The sequence below is a fragment of the Staphylococcus sp. HMSC34C02 genome (assembly GCF_001838705.1).
Classification (GTDB): Bacteria; Bacillota; Bacilli; order Staphylococcales; family Staphylococcaceae; genus Staphylococcus; species Staphylococcus borealis.
On the sequence record NZ_KV838550.1, the window covers coordinates 37452 to 51337 of the forward strand.

At 34.5% G+C, this 13886-nt stretch carries 20 protein-coding genes; 7 read left to right on the top strand and 13 right to left on the bottom strand.

What is annotated here, in order from left to right:
- Positions 1–15: 15 nt before the first annotated feature.
- From HMPREF3239_RS00390 to HMPREF3239_RS12565, 8 genes are read right to left on the bottom strand one after another with little or no spacing between them, the layout of a single operon-like run.
- Positions 16–516, bottom strand: a complete 501-nt coding sequence (locus HMPREF3239_RS00390) for a DUF669 domain-containing protein (RefSeq protein WP_070854301.1) — start codon at positions 514–516, stop codon at positions 16–18.
- Between the two features lie 2 nt (positions 517–518).
- On the bottom strand, positions 519–1025 hold the full coding sequence (locus tag HMPREF3239_RS00395; RefSeq protein ID WP_070854303.1) for a hypothetical protein: 507 nt from the start codon (positions 1023–1025) through the stop codon (positions 519–521).
- A 6-nt stretch (positions 1026–1031) separates the two neighbouring features.
- Positions 1032–2375, bottom strand: a complete 1344-nt coding sequence (locus tag HMPREF3239_RS00400) for a DEAD/DEAH box helicase (protein ID WP_070854305.1) — start codon at positions 2373–2375, stop codon at positions 1032–1034.
- Positions 2359–3063 carry an AAA family ATPase gene (locus tag HMPREF3239_RS00405; protein WP_070854307.1) on the bottom strand — a complete coding sequence of 235 codons (705 nt, stop codon included), beginning with the start codon at positions 3061–3063 and terminating at the stop codon, positions 2359–2361. The genes HMPREF3239_RS00400 and HMPREF3239_RS00405 overlap by 17 nt, the downstream gene beginning before the upstream one ends.
- A complete protein-coding gene (locus tag HMPREF3239_RS00410; protein WP_070854308.1) occupies positions 3064–3549 on the bottom strand; it encodes a siphovirus Gp157 family protein in 486 nt (161 codons plus the stop codon). It lies immediately after the preceding gene.
- Positions 3533–3772, bottom strand: a complete 240-nt coding sequence (locus HMPREF3239_RS00415; RefSeq protein WP_070854310.1) for a hypothetical protein — start codon at positions 3770–3772, stop codon at positions 3533–3535. The genes HMPREF3239_RS00410 and HMPREF3239_RS00415 overlap by 17 nt, the downstream gene beginning before the upstream one ends.
- A 54-nt stretch (positions 3773–3826) precedes the next feature.
- Positions 3827–4018: a DUF1270 family protein gene (locus HMPREF3239_RS00420; RefSeq protein ID WP_070854311.1), complete on the bottom strand. Its 192-nt coding sequence runs from the start codon at positions 4016–4018 to the stop codon at positions 3827–3829.
- Positions 3991–4116: a hypothetical protein gene (locus tag HMPREF3239_RS12565; protein ID WP_011276643.1), complete on the bottom strand. Its 126-nt coding sequence runs from the start codon at positions 4114–4116 to the stop codon at positions 3991–3993. Before HMPREF3239_RS12565 ends, HMPREF3239_RS00420 begins: the two co-directional genes overlap by 28 nt.
- Before the next feature lie 63 nt (positions 4117–4179).
- Between HMPREF3239_RS12565 and HMPREF3239_RS00425 the strand changes: the two genes are divergently transcribed.
- The gene (locus HMPREF3239_RS00425; protein WP_053035418.1) at positions 4180–4851 is read left to right on the top strand and encodes a hypothetical protein; all 672 of its coding nucleotides are present in this window, start codon (positions 4180–4182) and stop codon (positions 4849–4851) included.
- Positions 4852–4990: 139 nt separating this feature from the next.
- Positions 4991–5284 (top strand): hypothetical protein, encoded by a 294-nt coding sequence (locus HMPREF3239_RS00430; protein WP_053035419.1) that lies wholly within the window; start codon positions 4991–4993, stop codon positions 5282–5284.
- A 108-nt stretch (positions 5285–5392) separates the two neighbouring features.
- Here the strand turns inward: HMPREF3239_RS00430 and HMPREF3239_RS00435 are convergent, their stop codons facing one another.
- Positions 5393–5632: a helix-turn-helix domain-containing protein gene (locus HMPREF3239_RS00435; RefSeq protein ID WP_053033159.1), complete on the bottom strand. Its 240-nt coding sequence runs from the start codon at positions 5630–5632 to the stop codon at positions 5393–5395.
- Positions 5633–5819: 187 nt separating this feature from the next.
- Here HMPREF3239_RS00435 and HMPREF3239_RS00440 point away from each other — a divergent pair, with 187 nt between their 5' ends.
- The 5 genes from HMPREF3239_RS00440 (at position 5820) to HMPREF3239_RS00455 (ending at position 9854) form a co-directional block, all read left to right on the top strand.
- A complete protein-coding gene (locus HMPREF3239_RS00440) occupies positions 5820–6494 on the top strand; it encodes an XRE family transcriptional regulator (protein WP_011276649.1) in 675 nt (224 codons plus the stop codon).
- Between the two features lie 17 nt (positions 6495–6511).
- On the top strand, positions 6512–6649 hold the full coding sequence (locus tag HMPREF3239_RS12390) for a hypothetical protein (RefSeq protein ID WP_011276650.1): 138 nt from the start codon (positions 6512–6514) through the stop codon (positions 6647–6649).
- A 163-nt stretch (positions 6650–6812) separates the two neighbouring features.
- Positions 6813–8198 (top strand): recombinase family protein, encoded by a 1386-nt coding sequence (locus HMPREF3239_RS00445; protein WP_011276651.1) that lies wholly within the window; start codon positions 6813–6815, stop codon positions 8196–8198.
- Positions 8140–9417, top strand: a complete 1278-nt coding sequence (gene merA, locus HMPREF3239_RS00450) for a hypothiocyanous acid reductase MerA (protein WP_083324733.1) — start codon at positions 8140–8142, stop codon at positions 9415–9417. The genes HMPREF3239_RS00445 and merA overlap by 59 nt, the downstream gene beginning before the upstream one ends.
- 233 nt (positions 9418–9650) lie before the next feature.
- A complete protein-coding gene (locus tag HMPREF3239_RS00455) occupies positions 9651–9854 on the top strand; it encodes a cold-shock protein (RefSeq protein WP_053031400.1) in 204 nt (67 codons plus the stop codon).
- A gap of 123 nt (positions 9855–9977) precedes the next feature.
- Here HMPREF3239_RS00455 and HMPREF3239_RS00460 read toward each other — a convergent pair whose 3' ends face one another.
- The 4 genes from HMPREF3239_RS00460 to mvk all read right to left on the bottom strand — a co-directional run bounded on the left by HMPREF3239_RS00460 (position 9978) and on the right by mvk (position 13529).
- Positions 9978–10319, bottom strand: a complete 342-nt coding sequence (locus HMPREF3239_RS00460) for a YuzB family protein (RefSeq protein ID WP_070854315.1) — start codon at positions 10317–10319, stop codon at positions 9978–9980.
- A 209-nt stretch (positions 10320–10528) separates the two neighbouring features.
- On the bottom strand, positions 10529–11605 hold the full coding sequence (locus tag HMPREF3239_RS00465; protein ID WP_053031396.1) for a phosphomevalonate kinase: 1077 nt from the start codon (positions 11603–11605) through the stop codon (positions 10529–10531).
- Positions 11606–11617: 12 nt separating this feature from the next.
- The gene (gene mvaD / locus HMPREF3239_RS00470) at positions 11618–12601 is read right to left on the bottom strand and encodes a diphosphomevalonate decarboxylase (protein WP_070854317.1); all 984 of its coding nucleotides are present in this window, start codon (positions 12599–12601) and stop codon (positions 11618–11620) included.
- A 4-nt stretch (positions 12602–12605) separates the two neighbouring features.
- The gene (gene mvk, locus HMPREF3239_RS00475; RefSeq protein ID WP_053031392.1) at positions 12606–13529 is read right to left on the bottom strand and encodes a mevalonate kinase; all 924 of its coding nucleotides are present in this window, start codon (positions 13527–13529) and stop codon (positions 12606–12608) included.
- Positions 13530–13886 lie beyond the last annotated feature (357 nt).

Consider the following 13886-nt stretch of genomic DNA (forward strand, 5'->3'; position numbering starts at 1 on the left):
GTGGTGTCCTCCTTTTTAGAATGGATAATCATCTGAATTTGTTTCGTCTAATCCGCCTGCAAATGGATTGCCACCATCTTCGGTTTTAAATTTATGTGCCATTTCTGGGAATTTTGTTTTTTCCCAACGTTTTACATTTAAATTTTCATATTCTTTGCCGTTATATTCTGACGTTTCATTTTTAACTGTGACACGTACCGGTTTTCCTAAGAAATCTTTGAATAATTCTTCGATTGAAGAATATTGTTTTCCACGTTGTAATTGTGCTGCAGCACCGATTGTATTAAAGAAACGCATATCATATTTTCCTGTAGCTTTCGCTTTCCAAATTCTGTGAAATACAATGTTATTTTTGTATTTTTGGTCAATATCATTTCTAATCGTTAAACGGACATCTACATATTCAGTTCCTGCTTGTGTCGCATTTTCTTCGAATTTAGTAATTACTGTTTCGTATGTCCCGTCTTGAATTCCACCGTCAAAAGTATCTTCCATATTTAAAGTAAAGTTTGTCATAATTAAAATTCTCCTTTTTGATTAAAATATTTTTGTTCTGCTAATTTACGTGCCGCAATTGCATCTTGTTTGTTTTCATAAGTTCCTAAATAAATCTGTTTTTGTTTTACTACTATATAAGCTCTCCAAGCATCCTTTTTTCTTCTACCTGGTTTCGCTTTAAGAAGATTGACACCTTTGTAACCTGAAGTATTATTTGTTGGTATTTTAATGTTCTTTGCCCAAGTTACAGTGCCATTTTCATAGCCGCGTTTTTTTAAATACTTATTTCTATTTTTATTTAGCTCATTCATAGATTGTCGAGATTGTTCACGACCTTCTTGACTAGTCCTATAGCCAGTAGCATGTCCTCTTGCAATGTTGACAGATTGGTATTCTTTATAATTTCCATCTTTATCTTTTACTAAGTAAATAGCATAATTCCCGTTTTCAGTGCGCTTACCGGTATCACCAATAATGGTTAAGCCGTTAATAATTTCTCCGCCTTTATATTTAGTTCGTTCACACATTTATAATCACCCCAACATTCCTAATCTTTTTGCTTGTACATAAGCCCAACCAGGTTTATAACCTTTTTGTTTAGCAAGTTGATATAATTCTTCAACACTTTCGCATTCTTCTGGTTGCTTTAAAGTTAAAGTGATGATTTTATCGTCTACTTCTTCAAGTTCTGCATTTTCATCTATAAGCATTTCTGATTGTTCTCTCTCTTGTGGAAATTCAAAACCACATGCAGGACATATTGAATATGCACTTTCTATGACGCTGTAACATTCAGGACATTCTTTTATCGGAATTGCGTCGTTATCCTTACTTTTTTTACGTTTACCTTCAAAATGAACGTTCCAGTCATGTTCTGTATTGGGTAAACCGTGCCTACGATAATTTCCAACATGATCAATAATCGTTGCTAGTTTGTTAGGTTGGTAACGCATTGAACGCATTGTCTGTTGAATAAATAACGTTAGCGACATGGTAGGTCGCAAAAGTATTACGCACTGGCAGTCTGGTACGTCTACACCTTCGCCGTAAAGTTCAGCATTAACGAGTATTTTAACTTCGCCTTTTCGAAACAATTCCATCGCTTGTTCTCTTTCTGATTTAGGTGTCTTACCGTCAACTTGTCTAACTGCATAACCGTTAGCTTTGAATTTCTCTGCCACTTCCTTACTAGACTGAACATTGTGGGTATATACGATTGTTTTTTGACCCTCTGCAAACTTTCGATAATTCTCAATCACATCGCCGTAAATTTGAGGTTCCATTGATAATGTGATAGACGCATCACTAAAATCACCAGTTGAATTTTTCTTAAGTTTGTCATCATCCATTAAATTGACTGAATAATACTTGAATGGTGCTAGTCTTTTGTTATCGATTAACCATTGAACTGTTTTTCCTAGAATTAAATCTTGAAAGACATCTGTAAAACCTTTGCCAGACATACGCCACGGAGTAGCAGTGAATGCTAATACATAGGCTTGATTGAAACTTTCAAAGATATTTAAATACGTTTTAGCCATGCTATGATGCGCTTCGTCTACTAGAATGATTGAAGGTGTAGGTTCTTTATCACGTTTTATTCTGTTTGCTACGGTTTGCACCATGCCAACGTGACAAAGTTCCATATCAACATTGTTCGCTTGAAACGTGCCTTTAATTTGATTAACTAACTCACGTCTATGCACGATAAACAACACACGATTACCTTTTTCTGTTGCTCGTCTTGCAATCTCTGACATTGTGACACTCTTACCACTGCCTGCGGGGCTAACTACCATAATTTTCGTGTTGCCTTTACTCATTGACTGATAGATACCGTCAATCAATTCATTTTGATAATCACGTAGTTGTATCATCCACATCACCGACTTTAAACAACTCTTCTTGCAAGCAATGTTCACGATTATCTAATTGGTTTTTTGCAAACTTACTATTGCTAGGCGTTAAGATAAAACCACGTTTGCCTGATTTGTCACTTATTTCTAATCTCGCAACAACTTGGCAAAGTCCTGCGACATTATCACGAATAGTTTTACGAATGTCTGGTACTGCTTGCGTTATTCGTTGACCTGCTGGAGTATAGTTTTCAAAGTTCGTTTCCCAAGCAATAAATACAAGTCGTTTTCCTAGTGATTGCAGGAAACGTAAGCTATCAATCGTAAAGAAGTCTACACGTTGGTAGTGGCTCATCTCTGGAACTCTGTCATTCTTACCGTTACGACCTAAGTTAGCGAGCATCGAACGGAATAACTCAGAAATGTTGTCGATGACAATTGTGTCGTATTGATCAACAATATCTTTGTTATCGTTGAACCATTTCATCAACTCGCCCCACTCTTCCCACGCTTCGTGAGTATTGAATTCTAAAATGTCGATGTTCTCATTGCCTTTTAAAGGTCGTTCTGATTTATCTACGTTGATATAAAGTGTCTTGCCAGGTAAGAAATTTAATGTGTGTGTTTTACCTGTGCCAGGTTTTGCATATATGAGATACGTTGATTTGTCTGTTGTAATCTCTTTAGCGTTTGAAATATTGAATTCCATCTACTTCACCACCAAACTTGTTGAGCTTACTAATTCTGCACCTTCAACATCTGCACCAGCTTGAATATCTTCTTTTAAAGCTTTTTTATCTAATTTAGGTTCTTGTTCTACGAAATATGCTTTATCAATTAATCCTTCGTTCGTGATGTGTACGCTAGGTGCGTTACTGCGTTTGTAAATGTAGTTAGTAGATGTACGGTACTTATCCAATTGACGTTGATCTAACATATCTAGCAAGTAACCTTTCAAACGGTCTGATAGGTTTGCTTTTTGTTTTTTGATCGCTTGTAGACGTTTAATTTCCTTATCAATAGTTTCAACATCAGCATCTACCGAACGCTTTAAGCCGATTGTGTTATCGACTTTTATATTCAATTCTTCTTCAATGCTATCCAAAGTATCTTTTAAATCTTCAAACGAATAACCTTCATCTAATTTGTTCAAAACTTCTAAGTAGGCTTGAGTTAAGTTATATGTGTTTGACATTGATATACTCCTCCAATCTCTTGTCTGCTCTATCTGCTCTAGCATCTGCACTTTGATATAGGCTAATATATAAATTGATATTGTCGTTTAAATCTTTGATATGCTCGTTAGCAGTGTCTAGTTGTCTTTTTAATTTCTTGTTTTCTAAACTAACTAGAACTAAATCTCTACTGTCTTTAAGTAAGTTGTTATATTCTTTTAAAGATATAGTTACCTCTTGCATATATGTGCCTCCCGTTATATGATTAAGATGAAATTTTTGTTAAGTGTTTGACTGTTAGTCGTTGCAGCGACTTTCGGTCTTTTTTTGTGCGTAAAATAATTTGTCGAAAAACAGATAAGTTACTCCTGACGCAACCATACCTATCGCTAATGCGTTAGTGATGAAGATGTTTAGCATCATTGTTAAAAAGAATATTACGTTGAACATCATTCCACTGATTAAAATTGTTTTGTCTTTGTTTGACATTCTCTTAACCTCCTTTCTTCTAAATTTTTCATCGCCGGCTCTAAGTAGCCACGTTTGGCAAAAAAGTTAAACATCATTGTTTGGATGTGTGGTGGCATGACGGCCACTCCTTTCGTGTATAATTTGGTTATCGCTACTGCGATGGTAGGTGGTGAAAAATAATGTATATTGATCCTCTAAGAAATGTTCGAGGAATTATTAACAAAACCGTTTCCGATCTTGAATCAGCGAAACGAACAGCATTGAAACCTTCATTACTATCAAATCAAAACTTAACTAATACCTTAGAAATTAATAGGCAATTAAAAAATCAACTTTTACGAATGGGTAATGTAAATGTAGTAAATTTAAAATTATCAGAATTAATTACATTAACTAGGAAACCATCGTTTAATTGGAATTTTCCTAATATATCTAATCCTTATAATTTCCAAAGAAATTTATTTTCTGAAAAAGCTATAAAGTCTTTTAAAAATAGTTATGGGTTTGACGATGATGTAGTGTCTCAAGCGCAACAAACCATTCGAGATTTTTATATCAATCCAACTGCTATTTCTACTTTGGTTGAAACCATCAATTCGACCTATCCAATAAATAATCAGAATGCTGATAATAAATACAATAAATTTATCGATGCTTTCAAAAATGATTATCCACATCCTTTCAAAACAGTAGTGCGATGGTCGAGTAGTATTGGTGCAAGTACTGATATTGGAAACTTTGCAACTAATTATATAAACGATAACGACCTACACATTCAAAACTCATTAATCCTTGCTATAGTGTGTTTAATTAGTTTTTTATCAACTTATTATCCGAACTTTAAAAAGTAACTAAATTATTTTTAACATTCACCTCACTCTGCTCACTGCCATGAGTAGTTTGAGGTTTTTTATTTTGTTCCTGCATTTGATTTCCTCCTTTAAGTTGTTTGTTCGATATTTGGTATAATCACCTTTGGAGGTGATTGATATGACACCTGGTATATATTGGAAGCTTTTAGTTGCTTATATAAAAGGTTCAGTAAATATAGAATTTGAAGATAAAAATCTTCGTGAAATGTTAGATAAGAATTATATTGACTCTGAACCTGGTGAAACTTTCTACGTTAATGGTTTTCCTCTACGTGGAACAACAACTAAAAGATTTATAACCACCGATGGTAGAAAAGCTTTCTGGAAAACGACTTTTAAAGTCTTAATCCCTTCTATAACAGGAGTATTTGGAACACTTCTAGCACTATTAAAATTATTATTAAGTAATTAAAGAAGTTTAGTTTTCTATTAATATCAACTATTTCCCAACCAGTAATCTTGATGTGGTCGTCGCTACATCGAGATTTTTTGTTTTGCTCTTGCATGTGTTTTGCCTCCTTTAAGTTGTTTGCGGTTCTTTTGTCGTGTTTTCACGACTTACATTTAAAAAATATATGTCTGCACTTACATCTAAGTACAAACACAGCTTTCTGACTTCTGTCATTGTAAAGTCTGCACCGTGAGAACGATTTAACTTGTTACTTACTGTAACTCTGTGTACATCAAGTAAATCAGCAAGAACATCATGGTTAATACCTCGTTCTTTTAATAGACCTTTAAGTTTGCTATAACCTTTCATTCTTACACCTCTTTCTGTCGTGTTTTTACGACTTGTCTATTATATTACACGATAATGTAACCTAGGTCAATACTTTTGTCGTAAATTTATAACTTTTTTATTTCTTCCTATATAAGTGTTGTGATTATTTTACATATGTTGTATATTATAAATGTATCAAATACATTACAACAAAGGAGAAACTGATATGACTTTCGGCTCACGTATAAAGAAATTAAGAAAGCAAAAAGGAATGACATTGCAACAACTTAGCGATGATTTACACGAACAATTCCCGGCAAAAGACAAAAGAAATAGTTTTACAAAAGGGAAATTATCAAACTGGGAAAATGATAAATCAGAACCAATCGCAAAAACTGTATCGCAATTAGCAACTTATTTTGGTGTAAGCATGGATTATTTAATAGGTTTGGAAGATGACATTGTTCCAATTGAAAAGATAGATAAATATTACCAAGTACCTTACTACGGTCAAGTGTCAGCTGGTAATTTCGAAACTGTGGAAGTTGATACAAAAGAATTAGAAGTACCTGATATTGCTTTTAATGGTCGAAACCCTAAAGAGTGTATTGCTTTGCAAGTGAATGGCGATAGCATGAATAAAGTGTTATCTAATGGCTCGTATATCATTATTCACGATTATAGACGCAATCAAGATTATAGATTGAATAATAACGATATCTTAGTTTTACGTTTAGGTGGAGAATATACTGTAAAACGAGTGAGACGAACAGAAACAAAATTACATTTAGATCCTGTCAGTTATTCAGATGAATTTAAAACGAATACATATGATATTGACAGTACAGATGAAATTGAAGTAATAGGTAAAGTGATTTATAACTATCAAATTTTTGAGTGATAAAGGAGAGACGGGATATGGAAAGTGATTTCGAACAAGAACCGAAACACTGGGACGAATTAATAAAAGTTCCAGTGTACAGTATGAAGCAATTGGAATATATGGTAAAAAACGATATACCATTAACTGAAAATAAAGATGTTTATAAAGATTAATAACATCTTTAAGCGTATCACATAAAAAAACGTTATCAGCAACTGGCGACCAAACCGAAACTGATAACGCAAAGATTTTAATAAGAAAACAACAGAGCAATTAAGAAATTGCACACATTTATTATAACATCTTTGCTCTTGTTTTAATACTAGGAGTGAGAAAATGAAAGTAGCAGTCTACTGCAGAGTTTCGACTTTAGAGCAGAAAGAACACGGCCACTCAATCGAAGAACAAGAACGTAAACTTAAATCGTTTTGCGACATTAACGATTGGACTGTTTACGATACTTATATAGATGCTGGTTATTCAGGTGCTAAACGTGACAGACCAGAATTACAACGTTTGATGAATGATATAAATAAGTTTGATTTAGTCTTAGTCTACAAATTAGATAGGCTTACACGTAATGTACGTGACTTATTGGACTTGCTAGAAATATTCGAGAAAAACGACGTATCATTTAGAAGTGCTACTGAAGTCTATGACACTACGACAGCAATGGGTAGGTTATTCGTTACGTTAGTCGGTGCAATGGCAGAGTGGGAACGTGAAACGATACGAGAACGTACACAAATGGGTAAACTTGCAGCACTTAGAAAAGGCATCATGCTTACTACCCCGCCATTCTATTATGACCGTGTGGATAATAAGTTTGTTCCTAATAAGTATAAAGATGTTATTTTGTGGGCATATGATGAGGCGATGAAAGGTCAAAGTGCTAAAGCAATAGCACGTAAATTAAACAATTCTGATATTCCCCCACCGAACAATACTCAATGGCAAGGGAGAACCATTACACATGCGTTAAGGAACCCATTTACACGAGGTCATTTTGATTGGGGAGGCGTACATATAGAGAATAATCACGAGCCAATTATTACCGATGAAATGTACGAAAAGGTAAAAGATAGATTGAATGAGCGAGTGAATACTAAAAAAGTTAGGCACACATCTATATTTAGAGGTAAACTTGTATGTCCGGTTTGCAATGCTAGATTAACATTGAATTCTCACAAAAAGAAATCTAACTCAGGATACATTTTTGTTAAACAATATTATTGCAATAATTGTAAGGTTACACCTAATTTAAAACCCGTGTATATAAAAGAAAAAGAAGTGATAAAAGTATTTTATAATTATCTCAAACGTTTTGATTTAGAAAAATATGAAGTTACTCAAAAACAAAACGAACCTGAAATAACTATTGATATTAATAAAGTAATGGAACAACGCAAAAGGTATCATAAATTATATGCAAGTGGTTTGATGCAAGAAGATGAGTTATTCGATTTAATTAAAGAAACTGATCAGACTATCGCAGAATATGAAAAGCAAAATGAAAATAGAGAAGTTAAGCAATACGATATCGAAGATATAAAACAATACAAAGATTTACTACTTGAAATGTGGGACATTTCAAGCGATGAAGATAAAGAAGATTTTATCAAAATGGCAATAAAGAATATTTATTTTGAGTATATAATCGGTACTGGTAACACTAGCCGGAAAAGGAATTCGCTTAAAATTACTAGTATCGAATTTTATTAATAAACTATGGAAGTATGTACAGTCTTGCAATCACGGCTGTATCCCCTCTAAAGTGCTCGTGCATGATGGTATGGACGGTACAGATTTTGGTTCTGCCTTTTCAAGAAAAAAAGACGTAGTTCGTGCATTAAATAAGAAAAATTATGATAACTTAGCAAATGATGCAAATATTGATGTATTCACTTACAAAGCTCAATTTAAATCCAATACAGAAGTTAATCTTGTAAGCGAAGATGGTTCTGTTGCTCAGACATTAACAGCAGATAAGATTGTTATTAATACTGGTGCGAAATCAAATATTCCTGCTATCAAAGGGATAGAGACCGCACAACATTTATATGATTCACGTGGATTATTAAATATTTCATATCAACCTAAGCATTTAGTAATTATTGGCGGTGGCTATATCGCTTTAGAATTTGCTTCGATGTTTGCAAATTTCGGTACTAAAGTTACTGTTTTAGAATATGGTTCACAAATCATGCCACGAGAAGATCAAGACGTGGTTACTCATGCAATTAAAGATTTAGAAGATAAAGGCATTTCGTTTATTACAAATGTAGAAACACAAGCATTTAAAAATGAGGGCAATCAAACAACAGTTGTAACTACTCAAGGTAATTTCTCAGCTGATGCCGTACTGTTAGCGACTGGACGTGTACCTAACACTGACTTAGCACTTGAACACACTGATATTGAACTTGGCGAACGTGGTGAAATTAAAGTGAACGCGCATTTACAGACATCAGTTGCCCACATTTATGCAGCAGGAGATGTCAAAGGTGGACTACAATTTACGTATATCTCGCTAGATGATTATCGAATACTGCAGTCTGAATTATTTGGAGATCGCTCGCGAACAACGGGTAACCGTGGTACAATCCCTTACTCTGTCTTTATTGACCCACCATTATCTCGAGTTGGTTTAACGGCTAAAGAAGCACAGTCTCAAGGCTATAATTATATAGAAAATACATTACTTGTCTCTCAAATTCCAAGACATAAGATTAATAATGATGCGCGTGGAATTTTCAAAGTAGTTATAAACAAAGATAACGATATGATTTTAGGTGCTACCCTTTACGGTAAAGAATCTGAAGAAATTATCAACTTAATTAAATTAGCTATCGATCAGCATATTCCTTATCAAACATTGAGAGATACGATTTATACGCACCCAACTATCGTCGAATCATTTAACGATTTATTTAATATTTAAAATATTTTTTATGTGCCAAAACGTTGTCATATTAGTGCATGGAGAGATATAATTTCAACTTATCAATATTTTTAAAAATAAAAAGCTTTACTTATTAACGAATAACAGTTATAGTTAATCTAACGTAATAAAAGCTCGTGAATTTAAATGTAGTGTGTTTGTCTAGAATACTCTCTTTTTTATAAATGAATTTGTTACAAATATTCGTGCAAAAGCACATGGAGGTATTCTATATGAATAACGGTACAGTAAAATGGTTTAACGCAGAAAAAGGTTTTGGTTTCATCGAAAGAGAAGATGGTAACGACGTATTCGTACACTTCAGCGGTATCGCTGGTGAAGGTTACAAAACTTTAGAAGAAGGTCAAAAAGTTGACTTCGATATTACTGAAGGTCAACGTGGCGAACAAGCAACTAACGTTGTTGTAATGTCATAGGATTAAACCTAATTAAGCACTTAGAAGACGATAATCTTCTAAGTGCTTTTTTTTAACATTAAAAAAGCTACGACAATATTCAGATTAGAATACATTCATAGCTCAATTTATACTAACATTTAATTATTTATTCGCTTTACGTTTAGCTAATTTTTCTTTTAGCTTGCGGTCTTGTTCTTCTTTACGACGTTTACGTTCTTCATTACGTTTTCTTAGACGCTCTTCTTCTTCCGGATCTCTTGGTTTTTTAAGCTGGGCTGTGACTTTTTCTAATAGTTCGTCTTCAGTAAGCGCAGCAAGTGGACGATTATTGACAAAAGCAAACGTTTTTCGACGTCCAGGACCACAATAAGATTGGCAACCAATTTCAATTTCCGCTTCTGGATCTAACTTCTCTAGTTTTCTCTTCAACGTTTTAATATTAACCGCCTGACATTCATCACAAATCAAGAATTTATTTTTCACCTTGCCACCTACCTTTCTATATTGTCATTGCTATATAAATTTTTTAAAAAGTTTTACATACGCATCGATGAATTTAACTCTAATTATTTTACTCCTTTTACTAAAAAATTCAAGCAAATCATTAAAAGTCATGCGCACTTTCATTAAAAAAGAGCAAGACTTTGATTCAACATTTGAATTTAGTCCCACTCGTTTACGTGCGAATATGATTATTGTCCATGATAAATTCTAAATTTCAACGGTTTAATACCGTGAGATGCCCATTCATCATAAATACGATTTTTATCGATACGATTATCGATAATTGCGATACCACAGTCACCGCCGCCAGCTCCAGATGTCTTAGCAGCAGCACCATAACGTTCTCCAATATCACATAATAATTTTAAATTTTCAGTTTCGATATCAACCGTCGCCTCATTATCCATTTGTTGAATAATCATGCGATTTTGTCGTATCATCTTTTGAACACCTTTAATGTTATTCGTTTTAAAGGCATAAATTAAGTTTTCAACACACGCATGCGACTGATCAAGGAATCTTCCGTAGAAAGAAGGGTCTGATTTCAAGCGTTTGACTTCACTAACTAAATGTGGTGACGATGCAGGTGAACCTGTCCACCCAATTAACACTTCCATATTTTCTGGTGCCTGTAGCGGTTCAATATGAAGTCCCGGCCAATTCTTTTCTAGTACTTCACTAACTGAAGTTTCTTCCATCTGTTGTTTAACCCAATCATGATCAAACGTACTATAAGCTAGCCATCCACTATACACGCTGACAGCAATATCACCACATGAGCTTAAACTTTGTAGTCGCATGTTAGAAATGACCGCCAATTTATAAATATATAAATTAGACAATTGCATATCGTAAAACTCATTTAATGCCTTAACAACAGATACTAAGACAGCTGCACTCGAGCCGAGCCCATACTTGTTACCTGAAGCATCATCTAAGTTACTGTCAATTTCTAAATGAAAGTGCTTTAATTCAATATTGCAACTTCTTGCATATTGTTCAAAAACTTCAATCGCAGTTACAACATATTTCAATTGACTCGCAGCATTGGCATCGGAGATATCTATTTTATCTTCATTGCGATTAAACGTTACAGGCTCATAATGTAGTGTCTTTGAGTGAATCGTACCTGTTACCTCATTTGAAGCTTCAATCGTAGCAGTCACAAATCGATCAACTGCAATTAAGACAGACTTATATCCCGGCTCAGTCACTGCATATTCGCCTGCTACATAAAGCTTTCCTGGTGCTTTCACCTGAATCATTATATCTCTTCCTTACTTAATTATTTCGACTCCTGATTGTGTAATATCACTTGTGATGATTTTTGATTGATCAAACGCTTGTAAAAATTTATCTACGATGGCTTGTTGATTTTTCTTCTCGATCAATACTTTGACATTAGGTCCCGCGTCCATTGTAAAGTAACATGGTAAACCCGCTTCCCTACATTCCTGAACGATGCGCATTGCATCGTAACTTTCTTGTACTAAATATGTAAATGGCGGTTGTGCACCTAAATTTGTAGCGTGCATACGTAAACCATTGCCTTCTATCACTTCACCCATACGCTTGAAATCTTTTTGACTAATTGCCGCTTTCGTCTCTTTCAAATCTGGTTCAACATGATCTAGCCAATATTGATAAAAGCGAGACGTATCACGTGTCAATGACATGCCCGAGCGACTAGATACTTTTTTAGATTTATTATTAATGACTACAAAAATCATAGCCAATTCGTTTTCCCAACTGTCGGATTCAACACGGTGTGCATAAGACGTTTCATCATCATGCCCTTTTTCCCATTCAGCAAATCCGCCATAAATACTTCGCGATGCTGAACCAGAACCACGACGCGCTAAACGTGAAAGGTCTTTATCAGACAAACCTAATTGTAGAGCTTCATTACACGCACCAGCTAATGCAGCATACGCACTCGCTGAAGACGCTAATCCTGCAGCTGTCGGAACAAAATTTTCACTTTCAATAAGTGCATGTTCTGAAATACCTGCTTCTTTACGAACCATGTCCATATAACGTTGAATCTTAGCGCTTTCTTTAGCGTTTACAGTTTCCCCGTTAAGGATTAACTGATCTTCAGTCAATGTATCGTCAAATGTAACACGCGTTTCAGTGTAGAAACGGTCTAGTGTAACTGACAAACTATTATTCATTGGAATAATTAATGCTTCATCTGCTTTACCCCAATATTTAATCAGTGCAATATTCGTATGTGCGCGTGCTTTACCACTCTTTTTCAATGGTTTATCCTCCTAACTTCTCAATCCATGTATGTTGTGCACCAGCTTTTTCAACGGCAGCGACAATACGCTTAGCTGTTTGCAATTCTTTAGCTAAGATAAGCATACTACCACCTCGACCGCCACCTGTTAACTTGCCAGCGACCGATCCATTTTCTTCTCCTAAACGAAGAAACATTTCAATTTTATCGTGACTTACTGTTAATGTTCTTAAGTCATCTTGACATTGATTAAAGATTGTTGCTAATTGATCAAAACTATGATGCTCAATGGCTTCACTTGCTGAATACACTAAAGATCCAATATGTTCAACAATTTGCATGTAATTTTTGTCGTTATCACATAATTGATGGACATCTTCAACTGCTTGTTTAGTTGAACCTTTGACACCTGTATCGATAACAACCATATAGCCATCTAAATCTAATGTCTTTAATATTTCAACTTCACCTTTTTGATACCAAACAGGTTGATTTGTCACAATCGTCTTTGTGTCTATACCGCTTGGTTTACCATGTGCAATACGTTCTGCCCAGTCTGCATTTTCTAATAATTCTTTATCCGTTAATGGTAAGCCTAAATAATCATAGCTTGCCCTTATGAAAGCTACAGCAACTGCTGCACTTGAACCTAACCCTCTAGATGGGGGTAAATTAGCTTGAATTTTAATTAATAACGGCTCTTCTACCTTTTTGTTTTCAACGAAATGCCCTATTAACGATTTCAAATGTTCTGGCGCATCATAAAGTGGTCCATCATAGACATCACTTTGAATTGCTGAGTAATTCCCTTTTTCTAAACTTTCAATTAAGACTTTTACTTTTCCTGAAGTGAACGGAATCGCAATTGCAGGTTCACCGAATGTGACTGCATGCTCCCCGATTAATATTATTTTGCCGTTAGACTCCCCATAGCCACGTTGTACCATGATATCTCACCTTTAATATTCTTTCTGAAAAATTATTTTCGAGATCAGTGGACATACGTATCATGCATATATCCTTAATCTGCCAACTCTATGTATGCTTAAGTAACTTGGTGTTTGATTTATCGATTTTTATCGATGTATATATACGTAAATTTATCTTTAATGACATTTGTCTTCGTCTAAATTCATTTTTGCGTTTGTTGCAAACTGATTAAAAATAGACTCAAATTATTTACTTTAAAACTTAAAAATAATTATACCCTAAAATTTAAAATCTCTAACATACTGCTATGTCAATGGTTTACGATTGATCGATCCATTCCGCGGTTTGAACCCACTCTCTGCGCATGATGATGA

What these genes read in the sequence shown, in the direction of transcription:
- HMPREF3239_RS00390 (WP_070854301.1), bottom strand. Translation starts at nt 516, where the DNA reads ATGACAAACTTTACTTTAAATATGGAAGATACTTTTGACGGTGGAATT.
- HMPREF3239_RS00395 (WP_070854303.1), bottom strand. Translation starts at nt 1,025, where the DNA reads ATGTGTGAACGAACTAAATATAAAGGCGGAGAAATTATTAACGGCTTA.
- HMPREF3239_RS00400 (WP_070854305.1), bottom strand. Translation starts at nt 2,375, where the DNA reads ATGATACAACTACGTGATTATCAAAATGAATTGATTGACGGTATCTAT.
- HMPREF3239_RS00405 (WP_070854307.1), bottom strand. Translation starts at nt 3,063, where the DNA reads ATGGAATTCAATATTTCAAACGCTAAAGAGATTACAACAGACAAATCA.
- HMPREF3239_RS00410 (WP_070854308.1), bottom strand. Translation starts at nt 3,549, where the DNA reads ATGTCAAACACATATAACTTAACTCAAGCCTACTTAGAAGTTTTGAAC.
- HMPREF3239_RS00415 (WP_070854310.1), bottom strand. Translation starts at nt 3,772, where the DNA reads ATGCAAGAGGTAACTATATCTTTAAAAGAATATAACAACTTACTTAAA.
- HMPREF3239_RS00420 (WP_070854311.1), bottom strand. Translation starts at nt 4,018, where the DNA reads ATGTCAAACAAAGACAAAACAATTTTAATCAGTGGAATGATGTTCAAC.
- HMPREF3239_RS12565 (WP_011276643.1), bottom strand. Translation starts at nt 4,116, where the DNA reads ATGCCACCACACATCCAAACAATGATGTTTAACTTTTTTGCCAAACGT.
- HMPREF3239_RS00425 (WP_053035418.1), top strand. Translation starts at nt 4,180, where the DNA reads ATGTATATTGATCCTCTAAGAAATGTTCGAGGAATTATTAACAAAACC.
- HMPREF3239_RS00430 (WP_053035419.1), top strand. Translation starts at nt 4,991, where the DNA reads ATGACACCTGGTATATATTGGAAGCTTTTAGTTGCTTATATAAAAGGT.
- HMPREF3239_RS00435 (WP_053033159.1), bottom strand. Translation starts at nt 5,632, where the DNA reads ATGAAAGGTTATAGCAAACTTAAAGGTCTATTAAAAGAACGAGGTATT.
- HMPREF3239_RS00440 (WP_011276649.1), top strand. Translation starts at nt 5,820, where the DNA reads ATGACTTTCGGCTCACGTATAAAGAAATTAAGAAAGCAAAAAGGAATG.
- HMPREF3239_RS12390 (WP_011276650.1), top strand. Translation starts at nt 6,512, where the DNA reads ATGGAAAGTGATTTCGAACAAGAACCGAAACACTGGGACGAATTAATA.
- HMPREF3239_RS00445 (WP_011276651.1), top strand. Translation starts at nt 6,813, where the DNA reads ATGAAAGTAGCAGTCTACTGCAGAGTTTCGACTTTAGAGCAGAAAGAA.
- HMPREF3239_RS00455 (WP_053031400.1), top strand. Translation starts at nt 9,651, where the DNA reads ATGAATAACGGTACAGTAAAATGGTTTAACGCAGAAAAAGGTTTTGGT.
- HMPREF3239_RS00465 (WP_053031396.1), bottom strand. Translation starts at nt 11,605, where the DNA reads ATGATTCAGGTGAAAGCACCAGGAAAGCTTTATGTAGCAGGCGAATAT.
- mvk (WP_053031392.1), bottom strand. Translation starts at nt 13,529, where the DNA reads ATGGTACAACGTGGCTATGGGGAGTCTAACGGCAAAATAATATTAATC.